Consider the following 17621-nt stretch of genomic DNA (forward strand, 5'->3'; position numbering starts at 1 on the left):
GGCCCGCTGACCGGCCCGGGGCGCGCTCAGCCCGCCCGGCGGGCGGCCTGCGCGCGGGCCGTCAGCTCCGCCGCCAGCACCCACGCCTCGGCCAGGTCGCGGTCCCGCGCGGCCGCGCCGGCGCCGCCGGCGGTGTCCGCGTGCACCGTCGCCAGCCCCAGCCGCCGCTGCACCGGCCCCTGCACCACCCGCACGCTCTGGATCCTCGCGTACGGCACGAGGGCCAGCCGCCGGGCGAGCAGGCCGGAGCGGACGGCGAAGACCCGGGGGTCGAGCCCGGCGCCGAGCACACCCCGGCTGAGCGGGTTGAGCCAGCGGGCCCGAGTCGGCGGCGCGCTCAGCGGCAGCGCGGCCAGCCGCACCCCGGGCAGCACCTCGGCGACGATCGCCTCGCCGGTCGGCAGGTCGCCCACGGGTAGCAGTCGGTCCGGCCGGTTGCGCTCGTCGGCCTCGCCGGCGGAGTAGCCGGCCACCTCCAGCCGCAGCCGCAGCCAGCCCTTGACCCGCCACAGCAGCGGCCAGGTGACGCCGACGGCCTGCACCCGGTCCAGCGGCACCGTCTGCGCGCGGGTCTCCAGCAGCCCGTTGCGGATCCGCAGCGTGCCCCCGTCCCGGGCGAGCCGGAAGTTCCAGTCGTCGAGCACCCGGCGCACCGGTTGCAGCAGCACGCCCGCCATGGCGGTGAGGGTGCTCGCCACCGCGACGAACGACCAGGAGTCCTCGGAGAGGAACTGTGCCACCACGAACGCCACGCCGAACGGGATCATGAACGCCTGCGGGGTCAGCAGCTGGCTGACCAGCAGGTCGTTGTTGCCGACGGTGTGCAGCGGCCGGCCGGGCGGCGGTTCCGGCGACTCCGCGGGGCCCGCGTCCACCCCGGCCGGCGACGGCGCGGTGACCTCGGCCGCCGTCCGCCCGGCGAGGGCGAGCAGCCGCCGGCGCAGCGCGGCGGCGTCGGCGACGCCGAGGTACGCCAGCGGCGCCTCGGTCTTGCCCCCGCCCACGACCTCCAGCCGCAGCTCGGCCAGACCGGTGAGCTGGGCGAGCAGTGGGCGGACCACCTCGACGGCCTGGAGCCGCTCCAACGGGATCGCCCGGGTACGCCGCCAGAGGAGGCCCTCGTACACCCGCAGCTCGCGGCCCACCACGTGGTAACCGGTGTAGTACCAGCTCACCACGGCCAGCACGGTGGCGCCCAGGGCGAGCACCGCCGCCATCACGGCGAACCAGCCGAAGCCGACCCGCGACAGCGTCGACCAGGAGAGGCCGGCGATGACCACGACCAGGGACTTGGCGCCGTGCAGGGCGGGGCTGAGCGGATGCAGCCGCTGGCGGGGCTCGACGCCCTGCGGGGCCGTCGACGCCGGCGATCCCGCCGCGCCGGCCGGGGCTGCCGTTCCCGCCGCACCGAGCGGGGCCACCGGTTCGACCGGGCCGGTGCGGGCGGTCGGCTCGACCGGGCCCGTGCCGGCGGTCGGTTCCGCCGGGCCGGTGCGGGCGGTCGGTAACGCCGAATCGGCTCCGGCGGTCGGTTCCATCGGGTCGGCTCGGAGGCCCTGCTCCGCCGGGGGCCCCGGTCGGTCCGGGGCCCGGCCGGCCGGGTCGCTCACAGTCCCTCCGCCCGGTCCTCGCCCAGGGCGGTGAGCCGGTCGCGCAGTCGGGACGCCTCCGCCGGGCGCAGCCCCGGCACCCGGGCGTCGCTCGCCGCCGCCGCCGTGTGCAACTGCACCGTGGCCAGCTTGAACGCGCGCTCCAGCGGCCCCGCGCTGACGTCCACGAACTGCATCCGGGAGTAGGGCACGATGGAGAGCCGCCGCACCAGCAGCCCGTGCCGGACCAGCAGGTCGTCCTCGCGCTCGGCGTAGCCCCAGGCGCGTACCGCGCGGACGATCGTCGCGACGCGCAGGGCGCCCAGCAGGAGCACCGCGCCGAGCGCCACGCCGAGCAGGCCGCTGCCGCTGAGCGCCCAGCCGACGCCCAGCCCGAGGGCGAGGACGCCCAGCACCATCGCCAGGCGGATCAGCTCCACCCAGATCAGGTCGGACGAGATCGACTGCCAGCGGACGGTGTCCGGCCACGGCTCCAGAGGGCCCGCCGGCGGGAGGGGTGGCGCCGGCGGCGGGCCGGCGGACCCGTCACCGCTCACCGGGGAAATCCGTTGTGCGCGCTCACCCTTCGAGCGTAGGCGATCCGGGCGCCGGTACGACCTCCCGGAGGAAGCCGCGGGCGTCGAGAAAGCTCCCCAGGGTCGAGCGGTGCTCGGCGCACGCGAGCCAGATCTTGCGCCGGTCGGCGTCGTGCAGCCGGGGATTGTTCCACCGCAGCGCCCACCGGGCGGGGGCGCGACATCCGCGGGACGAGCAGATCAACGGCTCGTCGGCGGGGAGGGGGGAGCTCATCGGCCCCAGTCTAGGGCGGGCGGCGCCGGAGGTTTGAGCGCCGGGCGGCCACGGGGGGAGCCGCCCGGCGACGGGGTGAATGGTACACGCGCCGCACCCGTCCCTGTCCAGCCGCGAGCGGCGATTTCGAGACGCGGCGCGGCGTGGCGGGTCCACGATCCGGCCCCCGGGGACGGCGCGGCGAAAATCGGCTTCTCCCCACCTCGGCACTCAGCCGGGCATGCGAGTCTTGATACGCATCACGCCGCGCGACACCCGATCATGCTGTGGAGGACCGGTGGCCCAGCCGACCACGCCCGACGCCCCGACCCCGAACGGGACGGGCCCGGAGACATCCGAGCCGGTGACCACACCGGCCGAGGACGCGACCCTGCTGGAGCGGGCGCTGTTCGAGATCAAGCGGGTGATCGTCGGGCAGGACCGGATGGTGGAGCGGATGTTCGTCGCGCTGCTCGCCCGGGGCCACTGCCTGCTGGAGGGCGTGCCGGGGGTGGCGAAGACCCTCGCGGTGGAGACGCTGGCGAAGGTGGTCGGCGGCTCCTTCGCCCGCGTGCAGTTCACCCCCGACCTGGTGCCGGCCGACATCATGGGCACCCGCATCTACCGGCAGTCGAGCGAGAAGTTCGACGTGGAGCTGGGCCCGGTCTTCGTCAACTTCCTGCTCGCCGACGAGATCAACCGGGCGCCTGCCAAGGTGCAGTCGGCGCTGCTGGAGGTGATGAGCGAGCGGCAGGTCTCCATCGGCGGCGAGAGCCACCGGGTGCCCGAGCCGTTCCTCGTGATGGCGACGCAGAACCCGATCGAGCAGGAGGGCGTCTACCCGCTGCCGGAGGCCCAGCGGGACCGCTTCCTCATGAAGATCGTCGTCGGCTACCCCACCGACGCCGAGGAGCGGGAGATCGTCTACCGGATGGGGGTCGCCCCGCCGGAACCGTCGCCGGTCTTCACCACTCCCGAGCTGATCGCCCTGCAACGCAAGGCCGACCAGGTCTTCGTGCACAACGCCCTGGTCGACTACGCGGTCCGGCTGGTGCTGGCCACCCGGGCCCCGGCGGAGCACGGGATGCCGGACGTCGCCCAGCTCATCCAGTACGGCGCCAGCCCGCGCGCCTCGCTCGGGCTGGTCCGGGCCACCCGCGCGCTGGCGTTGCTGCGCGGCCGGGACTACGCCCTGCCGCAGGACGTGCAGGACATCGCGCCGGACATCCTGCGCCACCGGCTGGTACTCAGCTACGACGCGCTCGCCGACGACGTGCCCGCCGACCACGTCGTGCACCGGGTGATGTCCACCATCCCGCTGCCCTCGGTCGCGCCCCGGCAGCAGGCCACCGCAACGCCGACCGCCGCGCCGCCCGGCGCCGGTTGGCCCGGGCACCGCCCGTGACCTCACCCGCCCGTCGGCCCGCCGACGTCCCCTCCGACCGTAACGAGGCCGTCCTGTCGCGGCTGCAACTGATGGTCACCCGCAAACTCGACGGCCTGCTCCAGGGCGACTACGCCGGCCTGCTGCCCGGGCCCGGCAGCGAGGCGGGGGAGTCCCGGGAGTACCGGCCCGGCGACGACGTACGCCGGATGGACTGGCCCGTCACCGCCCGCACGACGACGCCGCACGTCCGGCGTACGGTGGCCGACCGGGAACTGGAGACGTGGCTGGCGGTGGACCTCTCGGCCAGCCTGGACTTCGGCACCGGCCGGTGGCTCAAGCGCGACGTCGTGGTGGCGGCCGCGGCGGCGCTGGCCCACCTGACCGTCCGGGGCGGCAACCGGATCGGCGCGGTGATCGGCAGCGGCGGCGGCACGAGCGCGCCGGCCCGGCGGTGGCGCGCCGCGGCGCCGGTCGCCGGCCCGGACGTGTTCACCCGGCTGCCCGCGCGTTCCGGGCGCAAGGAGGCCCAGGGGCTGCTGCGGGCGATCGCCGGCACCGAGATCCGCCCCGGGCGCAGCGACCTCGGCACCCTGGTCGACATGCTCAACCGGCCGCCCCGGCGGCGCGGCGTGGCGGTGGTGATCTCCGACTTCCTCGCCCCCGCCGACGGGTGGGCCCGGCCGCTGCGCAAGCTGCGCGTGCGGCACGACGTGCTGGCGATCGAGGTGGTCGACCCCCGGGAACTGGAGCTGCCCGACGTCGGGGTGCTGCCGGTGGTCGACCCGGAGACCGGGGAGCTGCACGAGGTGCAGACCGCCGACCCGCGGCTGCGGCAGCGCTACGCCGAGGCGGCGGCCGCCCAGCGCGCGGAGATCTCCGCCGCGCTGCGCGGCGCGGGCGCGGCCCACCTGCGGCTGCGTACGGACCGAGACTGGCTGCTCGACATGGTGCGTTTCGTGGCCGCGCAGCGGCACGCCCGCACCAGGGGGACGACACGATGATCCGCTTCATGCAACCGTGGTGGCTGCTGGCCGTGCTGCCGGTGCTCGCCCTCGCCGCGCTCTACGTCTGGCGGCAGCTGCACCGCCGGGCGTACGCCGTGCGGTTCACCAACGTGGACCTGCTGCGCACCCTGGCGCCGAAGGGGCTGGGCTGGCGCCGGCACGTGCCGGCCACGGCGTTCCTGCTCTGCCTGCTGGTGCTGGCGACCGCGCTGGCCCGTCCGTCGATCGACACCCGGGAGCCGCTGGAGCGGGCCACCGTCATGCTCGCGATCGACGTGTCGCTCTCCATGCAGGCCGACGACGTGGCGCCGAACCGGCTGGAGGCGGCGCAGGAGGCCGCCAAGCAGTTCGTCGGGGAACTGCCGGAGAGCTACAACCTGGGGCTGGTCTCCTTCGCCAAGTCGGCGAACGTGCTGGTGCCGCCGGGCAAGGACCGGGCGGCGGTGACCAGCGCGATCGACGGGCTGGTGCTGGCCGAGGCGACGGCGACCGGGGAGGCGGTCTTCACCTGCCTGGAGGCGATCCGGTCGGTGCCGGCCGACGGCGCGGCGGGGATCCCGCCGGCCCGTATCGTGCTGCTCTCCGACGGCTACCGCACCTCGGGGCGTTCGGTGGAGGAGGCGGCCACGGCCGCGCAGGCGGCGAACGTGCCGGTCTCCACCATCGCGTTCGGCACCGACTCCGGCCAGGTGGACATCGGCGGCCAGCTGCAACGGGTGCCGGTGGACCGGCTGGCGCTGGCCGACCTGGCCGAGGCCACCGAGGGTTACTTCTACGAGGCGGCCTCGGTGACCGAGCTGAAGCAGGTCTACCAGGACATGGGCAGCTCGATCGGGTTCCGCACGGAGCCCCGCGAGGTCACCCACTGGTACGCGGGGGTCGCCCTGCTGCTGGCGCTCTGCGCGGGCGCGCTCAACCTGCTGTGGTCCTCGCGGATGCTCTGAGCCGCGGGGGGGGGGCGGGGCGGGCGGCGGCGGGCAGTGGGCGCCGCCGCCGGGGGGGACGAAGACGACGGCCACCCCGACGGCCGCGAGGGGGGAGGCCAGCCGGGCCACGGGGCGGCTCATGGGCGGCTCCGGGTGGCGGCTGGACGGTCCGCGTGCGGGGGGCGGACCGCAGGGGGTGGATCAGGACGCGCACACGAAGTCGTGACCGGGCGGCTCCCGGCGGGCCGCCCGGGCGGCGGGCGGCGCGGCCCGGTCACCCGGCGCGGGGGCCGGTCGACGGGGCGGAGGCGGGGAGCGGAGCTGGGTCAGCTCACCTGCTGAGTCGTGGCTCAGCGGGGCTGACGTTCGGCCCGGCCACGACTGGGAGGATCGCTATCTCGCACAGCGATCACCTCCTGCGGTCGGCGGGGCCCGGAGCGCGGGCCAGGGGGCCCGCGAACGCGGATCATCGTACACCCGCCGGTCGCCGCGGCCGCACTCGGCCGAGCGGTCGGACGGGCCTCCTCCGACGGGCGGGGCCGCCGCCGGCGGGCGGCGACACCCACCGGCCCGGTCCTGCCCGGCGTTAGCGCTTACCTGCCGGTAACGCCTAGGCTCCGACCGACCGGAGATCACTGATCAGAGGGGGAACCTGTGGCCCGTACCGTCCTGGTGACCGGCGGCAACCGGGGGATCGGCCTGGCCATCGCGCGGGCCTTCGCCGCGCAGGGCGACCGGGTGGCGGTGACCCACCGCGGCGGCGAGGCGCCCGAAGGGCTCTTCGGGGTCCGCTGCGACGTGACCGACACCGCGTCGGTCGACGCCGCGTTCACCGCGATCGAGGCCGAGCTGGGGCCGGTGGAGGTGCTGGTCGCCAACGCCGGGATCACCGACGACACGCTGCTGCTGCGGATGTCCGAGGAGCAGTTCACCCGGGTGCTCGACACCAACCTGACCGGCGCGTTCCGGTGTGCCAAGCGCGCCTCGGGCAAGATGCTCCGGGCGAAGTGGGGCCGGATGATCTTCATCTCCTCGGTGGTCGGCCTCTACGGGGGACCCGGCCAGGTCAACTACGCGGCGAGCAAGGCCGGCCTGGTGGGCGTGGCCCGCTCGATCACCCGCGAGCTGGGCAGCCGGAACATCACGGCCAACGTGGTGGCGCCGGGCTACGTGGAGACCGACATGACCGCCGGCCTGCCCGAGGACCGCAAGACCGAGTACCGCAAGGTCATCCCCGCCGGCCGGTTCGCCCAGCCGGACGAGGTCGCGGCCGCGGTCACCTGGCTGGCCGGGGAGACCGCCGGCTACGTCTCCGGCGCCGTCATCCCGGTCGACGGCGGCCTCGGCATGGGTCACTGACAAACGGTCACCGATATTACGGAGGAATCCCGCATGTCCGGACTGCTCGCTGGTAAGCGGTTGCTGGTCACCGGCGTCATCACCGACGCCTCGATCGCCTTCTCCGTGGCGAAGCTCGCCCAGGAGAACGGGGCGCAGGTCCTGCTCACCGGCTACGGCCGGCTCTCCCTGGTGGAGCGGATCGCCAGGCGGCTGCCCGAGCCCGCCCCGGTGATCGAGCTGGACGTGACCAGCGCCGAGCACCTCGCCGGGCTCGAAGGGCGCGTGCGCGAGCACGTGGACGGCCTGGACGGCGTCGTGCACTCGATCGGCTTCGCCCCGCAGAGCTGCCTCGGCGGCGGTTTCCTCGACGCCCCCTGGGAGGACGTGGCGACCGCGCTGCACGTCTCCACGTACTCCTACAAGTCGCTGGCCATGGCCGCGCTGCCGCTGATGTCCGCCGGCGGCGCGGTCGTCGGCCTGACCTTCGACGCCACCAAGGCGTGGCCCGTCTACGACTGGATGGGCGTGGCCAAGGCCGGGCTGGAGTCCGCCTCCCGGTACCTGGCGCTGCACCTGGGCGAGCGGGGCATCCGCAGCAACCTGGTCGCCGCCGGGCCGCTGCGCACCATGGCCGCCAAGTCGATCCCCGGCTTCGAGCAGTTCGAGCAGGCCTGGTCCGAGCGCGCGCCGCTGGGCTGGGACCTGACCGACCAGGAGCCGGCCGCACGGGCCTGCCTGGCGCTGCTCTCCGACTGGTTCCCGGCCACCACGGGCGAGATCGTGCACGTCGACGGCGGCTACCACGCCCTCGGCGCCTGATCCGCGGCGAGGGTCCCTGGCCGACACCTCCCGAGCGCCGGGGACCGTCGCGGCACCCGCCACCGCCGCGTCCGCGCCGGCCCTCGGCGGACCCGCGTAACAGCGACCGCGCGGATGAGCGGATCCTCTCCGGACGCCGCGTCACCGGCGGGTGGCCGCACCGCCCGGCCGCGGTCGTCCGTGCAGGCGGCGCGGCCCGCTACGAACGGATGTCCCGCGCCGCCTCGCCTGCCGGGTCGGCCCGGCCGGTCTGTACGGCGATCGCGCTCCGCTCGGCGGCGACCGGCACGAGCAGCGCCGCGACGAGGGGGAACGCGGCCACCACGGCGAAACTCGGTGCGAAGCCCGCCGTGCCGACCGCCAGGGCCAGAACCGGCGGAGTGGCGGCCGTCAGCACGTTCTGGCCGGTGGCCTGGACGCCGAGGGCGCGGCCGGCCCACGCGGATCCCGCGTACTCGGCCACGGCGGTGAAGGACAGGCCGTTGCTGCTCACCGCCACCACCCCCACGAACAGCAGGACGGGTACGGCCAGGCCCGACCCGGCCGCCGCGGCGGCGGCCAGCGCCAGCATCGCCGCACCGGTCGTGACCGCGATGATCCGCATGGGCCTCAGCCGGCTGTCGGTGCGATCAGACCAGTAGCCCGCCCCGAGGCGGCCGAGGGCGCCGCACAGCTGCGCGCCGGCCAGCAGGTGCCCGGCGGCGAGGGGAGCCCAGCCGCGGGCGTCGGTGAGAAACACCAGCGCGAAGGTGGTGATCGTGAACTGGGGGACCACGAGAAGCGCGCTGGCGGCGTGGATGCGCCACAGGCTGGAGGTGCGGTAGGGCGACGCCGAGGTCGACCGCTGGCCGCGTGCCTGTTGGCCGGTGGCGGACGCCCGCGGCTCCGGATCGCGTACGAACACGACTGCCGCGGTCGCCGCCACCAGGAACAACGCGGCGAGGAACGACAGTGGCCCGCCGATGCCACCGGCGGCGAGCGCGGGCAGCGTGGCCGCGGCGAGCGCGAGGCCCATCGGCTGCGCGCTCTGCCTGATCCCCATCGCCAGGGCGCGCTCGTGTCGGGCGAACCAGCCGAGGATCAACCGCCCGCTCGCCAGCACCGAGCCGCCCGCCGCACCGGCCAGCGCCAGGCAGACGGCCAGGCTCGCCGTGCCGTGCGCCCACTGGGCGGCGACGAGGATGAGACCGGCCGTCCCGAGGCCCGCGGACAGCACGACGCGCTCGCCCCACTGGTCGGCCGCGGCGCCCCAGGCGATGAGCGTGAGCATCACGCCGGCGGTGGGGCAGGCGACCAGGAGGCCGGTCTGTGCCAGGGAGAGGCCCTGATCCAGGAACGCCGGGATCAGGTAGGCGAGCCCGTACTGGAACGTGCTGCCGGCGATCATCGCCAGCATGCCGACGACCAGGATCAGCCAGCGCGTGCGCTCACTTCGCAACTGTGTCCCGTCCGATCTCGATGCCTGTCACCGACACCACCCGACCCCGAACCCGGGCGACGCCGAGCGTCAGGAGCAGCGGGCGTCCGAACCCACCGGTGCGCGGGACGCGACGGCGGATCCGGTGCCCGCGGCCGCGTTCGCGGAGGATGCGAGGAGCACCGGCGTGAACCGGGTGGTGAAGGGGTCTGGGTAGGTTGGCACGAGCGGCAGTCTGCTGCCGGCCGACGTGTCGGCGACAGCTTTTCGTCTCCACACGAAACGTCACACCGCGGGGGTACGGGTGGGAGTTTGGCTGGTCGGCGCCGACGTGCTGGCGTCGAGCCGGTTCACGGTCTCCCCGCTGATCGAGACCGTCGCGGCGATGAAGGCGTTCGCGGGCAGGGGCACGCATCCGGCGCAGCGTCCCTGGCTCGACCGCTACGCGCCCGTCTACCGGCGACGACTCCGCGAGGACCGGTTCGCCGCCGCGCTGACCGCCGCCACGCTGCGCCCGCGCTGGGTGGCCGACTTCCTCGTCACACCGCCGGACGACGGGGACGGCACCTTCGAGGGCGACCTGACCCGGCTGCGCGCCACCACGCCCGGCGACGCCCGAGCCCAGCTGCGGGTGGAGGGCGTACCGATTCCGGACGTGTTGCGCGGCCCGGACCTGATCGACCGCACGGCGGACCTGCTCACCTGGGTGTGGGAGCTGGCGGTGCGCCGGGACTGGCCGCACCGGCGACGGCTGCTGGAGGCGGACATCGTCGCCCGCTCCCACCAGCTCGCCACGGGCGGCTGGGCGGCCGCGCTCCCCGGCATGCGGCCGGACATGCGCTGGGCGGGTGAGGGAAGACTACAGGTCAACGCGTACGCGCACGCGCCCGTCGACCTGACCGGCGCGCGGCTCTCCTTCGTACCGACGCTGTCCCGCGACGGCTGGATCTGCCTGGACGCGCCGCACCGCTACGTGGTGGTCTACCCCTGCGCGGGCTTCCTCGCCGATCCGGCCGTCACGGTCGCACCGTCGGCGCTGAGCCGGCTGGTGGGGCCGGTGCGCGCGCTCGTGCTGACGCACCTCGACACCTCGAAGACCCCGAGCCAGCTCTGCGCCGTCACCGGGTACGGCCTCGGAACCGTCGGCGGTCACCTGCGGGTCCTGCTGGACGCGGGCCTGGTCCAGCGCCGCCGTACCGGCCGCACGGTCCTCTACTACCGCACCGCCCGAGGCGATGACCTCGCCACCAGGACCGACCAACTGTGAGACCCCGTGCCGGAGCACCGCGAGGCCGGCGAGCCGGCGGCGTCGACCGCCGGGATCCGCCCCTCCGGGCGGCGCGGGGCCCTTCCCGGCACCGGGACCGGGGGCCTCGCCCGGCGGGCGGGCCCACCGGGGGAGAATGGGGCCATGGCGTACGACGCGGTGGTGCTGGTGTCCTTCGGTGGCCCGGAGCGGCCCGAGGACGTGATGCCGTTCCTGCAGAACGTGACCCGGGGCCGGGGGGTGCCGCCGGAGCGGCTGGCGGAGGTGGCCGAGCACTACCAGCACTTCGGTGGCGTCTCGCCCATCAACCAGCAGTGCCGAGAGCTGCTCGCGGCCGTCCGGGAGGACTTCGCCGCCAACGGCGTGGAGCTGCCGGTCTACTGGGGCAACCGCAACTGGGACCCGATGCTCGCCGACACGGTGGCGCGGATGCGTGACGACGGCGTCACGCACGCCCTGGCGTTCGTGACCAGCGCCTTCGGCGGCTATTCCTCCTGCCGGCAGTACCAGGAGGACATCGCGGCCGCCCGCGCGGCCGTCGGCCCGGACGCCCCGCTGATCGACAAGCTCCGCCAGTTCTGGGATCATCCCGGCTTCGTCGAGCCGCACGCGGACGCGGTGCGGGCGGCGCTCGGCCGGCTCGACCCCGCGAGGCGGGACGGCGCCCGGCTGGTCTTCACCGCGCACTCCGTACCCAACTCGATGGCCGCGAGCGCCGGCCCGCACGGTGGCCGCTACGAGGCGCAGCTCGCGGAGGTCGCCCGGCTGGTGCACGCGGCGGCCGCCCCGGAGCTGCCCTGGGATCTTGTCTGGCAGAGCCGCTCCGGCCCGCCGCAGGTGCCGTGGCTGGAGCCGGACGTCAACGACCACCTCCGTACGCTGGCCGAGGCCGGCACCACCGCCGTGGTGGTCAGCCCGATCGGGTTCGTCTCCGACCACCTGGAGGTGGTGTGGGACCTGGACACCGAGGCGTCGGAGACGGCCCGGCAGCTCGGGCTGGACTTCGTCCGGGCCGGCACGCCCGGCACCGACCCCCGGTTCGTGGCGATGGTCCGCGAGCTGGTGCTGGAGCGCACCGGGCCCGACGGCGTCGCCCCGCGTCGCCGCCTCGGCGAGCTGCCGATGTGGGACACCTGCCCCACGGTGTGCTGCGTGCCGCCCCGCCGCCCCGCCGCCGCCCCGGCCACCGGGAACCCGGCCTCCTGACCGCCGTGCCGGCCCCGCCGGCGACCCGACACCCCCGGAACGAGTGACGATGCAGGACCGCAAGCCGGTGCAGAGCTGGCTGACCGACATGGACGGCGTGCTGGTGCACGAGGGAGAGCCCGTGCCCGGCGCGCCGGAGTTCGTCTCCCGGCTGCGCGCCTCCGGCAAGCCGTTCCTGGTGCTCACCAACAACTCGATCTACACGCCCCGGGACCTGCGGGCCCGGTTGGGCCGGATGGGCCTCGACGTGCCGGAGCAGGCGATCTGGTCCTCCGCGCTGGCCACCGCCCAGTTCCTCGCCGACCAGCGCCCGGGCGGCACCGCGTACGTGATCGGGGAGGCCGGGCTGACCACGGCGCTGCACGCGGCCGGCTACGTGCTGACCGACTTCGCCCCCGACTACGTGGTGCTGGGCGAGACCCGCACCTACAGCTTCGAGGCGATCACCAAGGCGGTCAGGCTGATCAACGACGGGGCCCGGTTCATCTGCACGAACCCCGACGTGACCGGCCCCTCGATGGAGGGCGCCCTGCCGGCCGCGGGCTCGGTCGCCGCGATGATCTCCAAGGCGACGGGGGTGGAGCCGTACTTCGTCGGCAAGCCCAACCCGATGATGATGCGTTCGGCGCTGAACACCATCAACGCCCACTCCGAGACGACCGCGATGATCGGCGACCGGATGGACACCGACATCCTCTGCGGGCTGGAGGCCGGGCTGGAGACGATCCTGGTGCTGACCGGGATCAGCAGCCGCGCCGAGGCGGAGCGCTACCCGTACCGCCCGTCGCGGATCGTCGACTCGGTCGCCGACCTGGTCGACGAGATCTGAACCGCGCTCAGGGACGCAGCGGGGCGTTGCAGGCGGCCACGAGGGCCTGCCGGCAGGCGGTGGTCAGCGGGCGCAGCGCGGCGTCGCGCTGCTGGGCCTCGTAGTTGTTGACGGCGCCCCCCGGCGCGGCGTGCCCGGCCAGCGCCAGCACCCGGTCGAGCACGGCGGCCCGGGCGAAGAGCCGCCGGGCCCGCGGGTCGAACCCGGGCGGCAGGTCGGTGGCGCCGTCCGGCCGGCGCAGCGCCTCCAGCGCCCCGGCCAGCTCGGGCCGCCACTGGGCGACGTCGAGACGGGTCAGCGCGGCGGTGGTGTCGTGCAGGGCCGCCGCCAGCTCGGCCTCGGCCTCGGCCGCGCCGGGCAGCGCGAGCGAGGCGGCCGGGGCGTCGGCCGGCAGCGGGTAGACCCGCCAGAGCACCGTCTCGAAGGTGTCGCCGGAGCCGGACGTGTGGGTGCGCACGTGCGGGATCAGGCCGAGGGACCCGGCGACGACCGCCTCGCCGGCGAGCAGCGCCGCGCCGGCGAAGTCGCCCGGCCCGGGCAGCCCGCGCGGGTCGCCGGGCGCGGGCAGCACCAGCCGGATCTCGTCGGGCGAGAGCTTCGCGAGGGTGGGCAGCGCCTGCGGCAGCGGGACGTCGGTCCAGGTGCCGGGCGCGTCGGCGACCAGGTGCTCCTCGTCGCCGGCGACGGCGTCGGCGACCTCGTCGAAGGGCACCAGCCCGGCGCGCCACGCGCGCACCCAGGCAACGAACCGGCTGGACCGGCGCGGTGTGAGTGTGGCCGCGCCCGCTGCGGGGGTGGACATGCCGAAAGGGTACGTGGTCATCGCCGCCCCTGTCTCGACTGCCGCCCCGCCCGTCCGCCGCCCCGCCGATCATGCTGGGGCGGTGCTCGGATCGTCGGTGCCCGCCCCTTTGCGGGCCGCCACGACCGCGTGGTCGCGCGGCGGGCCTGGGGCGCGGTGAAGGGAACGGGGCGCGGCGGCGTGTCGGATGCGGGGGTGCGGGCCGGCGGTTAGCTTGATCGGCATGGGGCGGCGGTATGGCGACGATGTGCTGGCGGGGGAGTGGCGGCGGCGGAAGGTCACCCCCGAGGTGGACGCCGAGCCGGATCTCGTGGTCGAGGACGCCGACTCCGGCTTCTGCGGGGCGGTGGTCGGCTTCGAGGCCGGGGCGGTGGTGCTGGAGGACCGGCACGGCCGGCGACGCAACTTCCCGCTGCTGCCGGCGGCGTTCCTGCTGGAGGGAGAGCCGGTGACGCTGCGCCGGCCGACCCGCGTCCCGGCGCCGGCGGCGCGCAGACGCACCGCCTCCGGCTCGATCGCCGTCGACGGCGTACGTGCCCGGGTCGCCAAGGCCAGCCGGATCTGGGTGGAGGGCATCCACGACGCCGCCCTGGTCGAGCGGATCTGGGGCGACGACCTGCGCGTCGAGGGCGTGGTGGTGGAGCCGCTGGACGGCATCGACGCGCTCGACGCCGAGGTGCGCGACTTCGCCCCCGGCCCCGGCCGCCGCCTCGGTGTGCTCGTCGACCACCTGGTCGCCGGCTCCAAGGAGAGCCGGATCGTCGCGAAGGTGACCTCCCCGCACGTGCTGGTCACCGGGCACCCGTACGTCGACGTCTGGCAGGCCGTGAAGCCGGCGGCGCTGGGCATCCCGGCGTGGCCCGTGGTGCCGCCGGGGCGACCGTGGAAGGAGGGCGTCTGCGCCGCGCTCGGCGTCGCCGAGCCGGCGGACATGTGGCGGCACATCCTCTCCCGGGTCGACAGCTTCGCCGACGTGGAGACCCCGCTGATCAACGCCATGGAGCGCCTGATCGACTTCGTCACCGAGCCGGCCTGAGCGCCGCCGCGGCGGGGCCGGCGCGCAGCCGGGGGCCGGGCCGCCCGGCCCGGCCCCCGGGCGCTCAGGGCTCCTGGTCGGGGGTGCGGGTGAAGACGAAGGTGGCGACGTCGAGCGCCGCCGCCCGTCCCGCCCCGTCGCGCAGCACCGACAGGATCTCGCCGTTCTCCGGGCCGGTGCGACCCCGCCAGCGGTCCGGCCCCTCCGGGACGAAGACGCTCACCCGCTCGCCGCGTACGTGAACGACCAGCTCGCCCTCGGTCGCGTCCCAGGTGACGTCGAGCGAGGCACCCATCCACCACCACCGGCCGGTGATCTCGGCGACCTCGGCGGGCGGGGCAGCGGCCGCCGGCCGCCAGGGCCGCGGGAACGCCGGCTCGGCGTCCAGCACGGTGTCGAGGATCCGTAGCGCGAGGCCGCCGATCCCACCGGTGCGGAAGCCGTACGAGTTGGCGAAGCCGATCACGCCGGTGCGGGACGGGCGGTGCACCGCCAGGGCGGCCACGTAGCCGGGCATCGAGCCGCCGTGCCCGACGTACACCCGCTCGCCCCGCCGGTAGAGCTCCAGCCCGAGGCCGTGCCCGCCGTTCCACGAGTCGAGGTCGCTGATCGCCACCGGAACGCACATCTCGGTCAGCGTCCCCGCCGCCAGCACCTCCGGCGCCGGGTCGGCCAGGAAGGCCGCCCAGCGGGCCAGGTCCTCGGCGGTGGACCAGAGCTGCCCGGCCGGGGCCATCGCCCCGGTGTCGGTACGCGGCTCCTCCCGCAGCGTGCCGTGCCAGGGGTGCACCACGTAGCCGCGGGCGAACGGCTCGGTCGCCGCGTACGTGGTACGCCGCATGCCGAGCGGCTCCAGCACGCGCTGGCGCAGCAGCTCGGCCCAACCGGTGCCGGTGAGTCGCTCCAGCACCCCGCCGAGCAGCCCGTACGCCAGGTTGGAGTAGTGGTAGGAGCGGTGTGCCGGGTAGGCGATCTTCTCGGCGCCGACCCCGGTCAGCAGGGTGGCCAGATCGGCGCCCTCGGCGCGCTCCCACCACGGGCCCTCGGGCTCGCGTTGCAGCCCGCTGGCGTGCCCGAGCAACTGCCGCAGGGTGAGCGCGCCCACGCCGGTGCCGGGCAGGTGCTTCTCCAGCGGGTCGTCCAGGGCCAGCCGGCCGGCGTCGCGTTCCTGCATGACCAGGGTGGCGGTCATGGTCTTGCTGATCGACCCGAGACGGTACTGGAGGTCGGCGTCGGGGCGTGGGTGCTCGCCGGCGGCGGCGAGGTGCGTCAGCGCGCCGTCGCGCACCACGCCGATCACCAGCGACGGCGTACGGCCGGCGGACTGCGCCTCGGCGACGAGGGCGTCGACCTGGCGGGCGGTCTCGGGCAACAGGGACACGGGCCCTCCTCGGGGGGATTCCGGCGCCGTCGGGGTGGGCCGCCGGCGTGCCGCCGAGCCTACTGATCTTCGCGAGTGGGCTCCACGTGCTCTGACGTGTCACGATCGGGGGGTGGACGCCGTGCTGTGGATCGTTTTGGGTGTCGTTCTGGCGGTCGCCGAGATCTTCACGACGACGCTGTTTCTGATCATGTTCGCGGTCGGGGCCCTGGCCGCCGCGGGAGCGGCGGCGCTCGGCGCCCCGGTCGAGGTGCAGGCGATCGTCTTCGCCGGGGTGTCGGCGCTGACGGTGCTGGGCGTACGACCCACGCTGCGCAGGCACCGCCGCTCCGCGCTTGAGAGCGGCGAGCGGCCCTTCGGCGTGGAGGCGATCGAGGGCAGCACGGCGCTGGTGCTGGAGCAGGTCGACGCCGGGCAGGGCATGGTGAAGATCGACGGCGAGCTGTGGCAGGCCCGCTCCTACGACGCGAGCCAGCACTTCGACCCGGGCGAACGGGTGCAGGTGATCCAGGTGCGGGGTGCTACCGCCCTGGTGTGGCGGGACGACATTTCCCCTTCCGGCGAGCTACCCGAAGCGAAAAGGTGAGTACATGGAACTTGTGATCCCGGTCCTGCTGATAGCCGTGGCGCTGATCGCGGTGATCACCCTGGCCAAGGCGGTGCGGATCGTGCCGCAGCAGCGCCAGGACGTGGTCGAGCGGCTCGGCAAGTACAAGCGCACCCTCAACCCGGGGCTGAACCTCCTGGTCCCGTTCGTCGACGCGGTGCGTACGAAGGTCGACATGCGTGAGCAGGTGGTCAGCTTCCCGCCCCAGCCGGTGATCACCTCCGACAACCTGGTCGTCTCGATCGACACGGTCCTCTACTTCAAGGTCGTCGACGCGGTCCGGGCCACCTACGAGATCTCGAACTTCCTCCAGGCGATCGAGCAGCTCACCGTCACCACGCTGCGTAACGTGATCGGGTCGCTGGACCTGGAGCGGGCGCTGACCAGCCGCGAGGAGATCAACCGGCACCTGTCCGGCGTGCTGGACGAGACGACCGGCCGGTGGGGCATCAAGGTCACCCGGGTCGAGATCAAGGCGATCGAGCCGCCGGCGAGCATCCGCGACTCGATGGAGAAGCAGATGCGCGCCGAGCGGGACCGCCGCGCGGCGATCCTCACCGCCGAGGGGCACAAGCAGTCGCAGATCCTCACCGCCGAGGGCGAGAAGCAGTCCGCGGTGCTGCGCGCCGACGGTGACCGGCAGGCCCGGATCCTCCAGGCCGAGGGTCAGGCGAAGGCGATCCGGACGGTGTTCGACGCGATCCACCAGGCGAACCCGAGCCAGAAGGTGCTCGCCTACCAGTACCTCCAGGCCCTGCCGCAGATCGCCAGCGGCACCGCGAACAAGGTCTGGATCGTGCCGGCCGAGCTGACCAAGGCGCTGGAGGGCATGGGCGGCGCGCTCGGCGGGTTGAGCCGGATGGTCGGCGACGAGCCGGCCCCGGAGGCGGCCGACAGCGCGAGCGCGGTGGAACGCGAGGCGGCCGAGGCCGCACGGGCCGCCGCGGCCGCCGCCCAGCAGATCCACGACGAGGTACGCGTCGCCGAGGCGCAGGCCTCCGGCGGCAAGCCGCAGGGGCTGCCGGCACCGGAGCCGGTCTCCCCGGCGAGCCTGCTCCGCGACCCGGCGAACCAGCGCGAACGGGGCTGACCGGCCCGGGCGCCGGCCGCCCGGAAATGCGAGAAACACTCATGGGGCGCTCCGTCGCCTGCCACCATCGGTCCTAGGACGGGCGGTGAGCAGGCATCGGGGCGCCCCGGCGCGTCCCGCACCGCTCGTCG

17 protein-coding genes are annotated in these 17621 nt (G+C 75.0%); 11 read left to right on the top strand and 6 right to left on the bottom strand.

The annotated features are described in order from the left end of the window. Window positions 1-26: 26 nt before the first annotated feature. From V6V16_RS18600 to V6V16_RS18610, 3 genes are all read right to left on the bottom strand, one after another. A complete protein-coding gene (locus tag V6V16_RS18600; RefSeq protein WP_334563725.1) occupies window positions 27-1538 on the bottom strand; it encodes a PH domain-containing protein in 1512 nt (503 codons plus the stop codon). 68 nt (window positions 1539-1606) lie between these two features. Beyond that, the gene (locus tag V6V16_RS18605) at window positions 1607-2146 is read right to left on the bottom strand and encodes a PH domain-containing protein (RefSeq protein ID WP_334563727.1); all 540 of its coding nucleotides are present in this window, start codon (window positions 2144-2146) and stop codon (window positions 1607-1609) included. Between the two features lie 22 nt (window positions 2147-2168). After that, window positions 2169-2399 carry a hypothetical protein gene (locus V6V16_RS18610; protein WP_334563729.1) on the bottom strand — a complete coding sequence of 77 codons (231 nt, stop codon included), beginning with the start codon at window positions 2397-2399 and terminating at the stop codon, window positions 2169-2171. A 277-nt stretch (window positions 2400-2676) separates the two neighbouring features. On the opposite strand from V6V16_RS18610, the gene V6V16_RS18615 reads away from it, so the two are divergent. From V6V16_RS18615 to fabI, 5 genes are all read left to right on the top strand, one after another. Next, entirely contained in the window at window positions 2677-3783 is a 1107-nt protein-coding gene (locus V6V16_RS18615) for an AAA family ATPase (protein WP_334563732.1), read from the top strand. Further along, on the top strand, window positions 3762-4766 hold the full coding sequence (locus V6V16_RS18620; RefSeq protein ID WP_334563734.1) for a DUF58 domain-containing protein: 1005 nt from the start codon (window positions 3762-3764) through the stop codon (window positions 4764-4766). Before V6V16_RS18615 ends, V6V16_RS18620 begins: the two co-directional genes overlap by 22 nt. After that, window positions 4763-5713, top strand: coding sequence for a VWA domain-containing protein (locus V6V16_RS18625; RefSeq protein ID WP_334563736.1), 951 nt, complete (start codon window positions 4763-4765; stop codon window positions 5711-5713). The genes V6V16_RS18620 and V6V16_RS18625 overlap by 4 nt, the downstream gene beginning before the upstream one ends. Window positions 5714-6349: 636 nt before the next feature. After that, window positions 6350-7054, top strand: a complete 705-nt coding sequence (fabG, locus tag V6V16_RS18630; protein WP_334563739.1) for a 3-oxoacyl-ACP reductase FabG — start codon at window positions 6350-6352, stop codon at window positions 7052-7054. A gap of 33 nt (window positions 7055-7087) precedes the next feature. After that, window positions 7088-7855: an enoyl-ACP reductase FabI gene (gene fabI, locus V6V16_RS18635; RefSeq protein ID WP_334563741.1), complete on the top strand. Its 768-nt coding sequence runs from the start codon at window positions 7088-7090 to the stop codon at window positions 7853-7855. A gap of 199 nt (window positions 7856-8054) precedes the next feature. Here the strand turns inward: fabI and V6V16_RS18640 are convergent, their stop codons facing one another. Further along, entirely contained in the window at window positions 8055-9293 is a 1239-nt protein-coding gene (locus tag V6V16_RS18640; protein WP_334563743.1) for an MFS transporter, read from the bottom strand. 283 nt (window positions 9294-9576) lie between these two features. On the opposite strand from V6V16_RS18640, the gene V6V16_RS18645 reads away from it, so the two are divergent. From V6V16_RS18645 to V6V16_RS18655, 3 genes are all read left to right on the top strand, one after another. Continuing rightward, on the top strand, window positions 9577-10539 hold the full coding sequence (locus V6V16_RS18645; protein ID WP_334563745.1) for an ArsR/SmtB family transcription factor: 963 nt from the start codon (window positions 9577-9579) through the stop codon (window positions 10537-10539). Window positions 10540-10683: 144 nt separating this feature from the next. Then, window positions 10684-11745 (top strand): ferrochelatase, encoded by a 1062-nt coding sequence (locus V6V16_RS18650; RefSeq protein ID WP_334563747.1) that lies wholly within the window; start codon window positions 10684-10686, stop codon window positions 11743-11745. 49 nt (window positions 11746-11794) lie between these two features. Beyond that, window positions 11795-12574 carry an HAD-IIA family hydrolase gene (locus tag V6V16_RS18655; RefSeq protein WP_334563749.1) on the top strand — a complete coding sequence of 260 codons (780 nt, stop codon included), beginning with the start codon at window positions 11795-11797 and terminating at the stop codon, window positions 12572-12574. 7 nt (window positions 12575-12581) lie between these two features. On the opposite strand, the gene V6V16_RS18660 is transcribed toward V6V16_RS18655, so the two are convergent. After that, complete coding sequence (locus tag V6V16_RS18660) at window positions 12582-13376, bottom strand: hypothetical protein (RefSeq protein ID WP_334563751.1); 795 nt, start codon at window positions 13374-13376, stop codon at window positions 12582-12584. A gap of 223 nt (window positions 13377-13599) precedes the next feature. Between V6V16_RS18660 and V6V16_RS18665 the strand changes: the two genes are divergently transcribed. Further along, window positions 13600-14412, top strand: coding sequence for a DUF3097 domain-containing protein (locus V6V16_RS18665; protein WP_334563753.1), 813 nt, complete (start codon window positions 13600-13602; stop codon window positions 14410-14412). A gap of 64 nt (window positions 14413-14476) precedes the next feature. Here the strand turns inward: V6V16_RS18665 and V6V16_RS18670 are convergent, their stop codons facing one another. Next, complete coding sequence (locus tag V6V16_RS18670; protein WP_334563755.1) at window positions 14477-15793, bottom strand: serine hydrolase domain-containing protein; 1317 nt, start codon at window positions 15791-15793, stop codon at window positions 14477-14479. A 112-nt stretch (window positions 15794-15905) separates the two neighbouring features. Between V6V16_RS18670 and V6V16_RS18675 the strand changes: the two genes are divergently transcribed. Then, window positions 15906-16379, top strand: a complete 474-nt coding sequence (locus V6V16_RS18675; RefSeq protein WP_334563757.1) for an NfeD family protein — start codon at window positions 15906-15908, stop codon at window positions 16377-16379. 4 nt (window positions 16380-16383) lie between these two features. After that, window positions 16384-17490, top strand: coding sequence for an SPFH domain-containing protein (locus tag V6V16_RS18680; RefSeq protein WP_334563759.1), 1107 nt, complete (start codon window positions 16384-16386; stop codon window positions 17488-17490). The last annotated feature ends 131 nt before the right edge of the window (window positions 17491-17621 follow it).

Origin of the sequence: Micromonospora sp. CPCC 205561 (assembly GCF_036906775.1) — a bacterium.
GTDB lineage: Bacteria > Actinomycetota > Actinomycetes > Mycobacteriales > Micromonosporaceae > Micromonospora.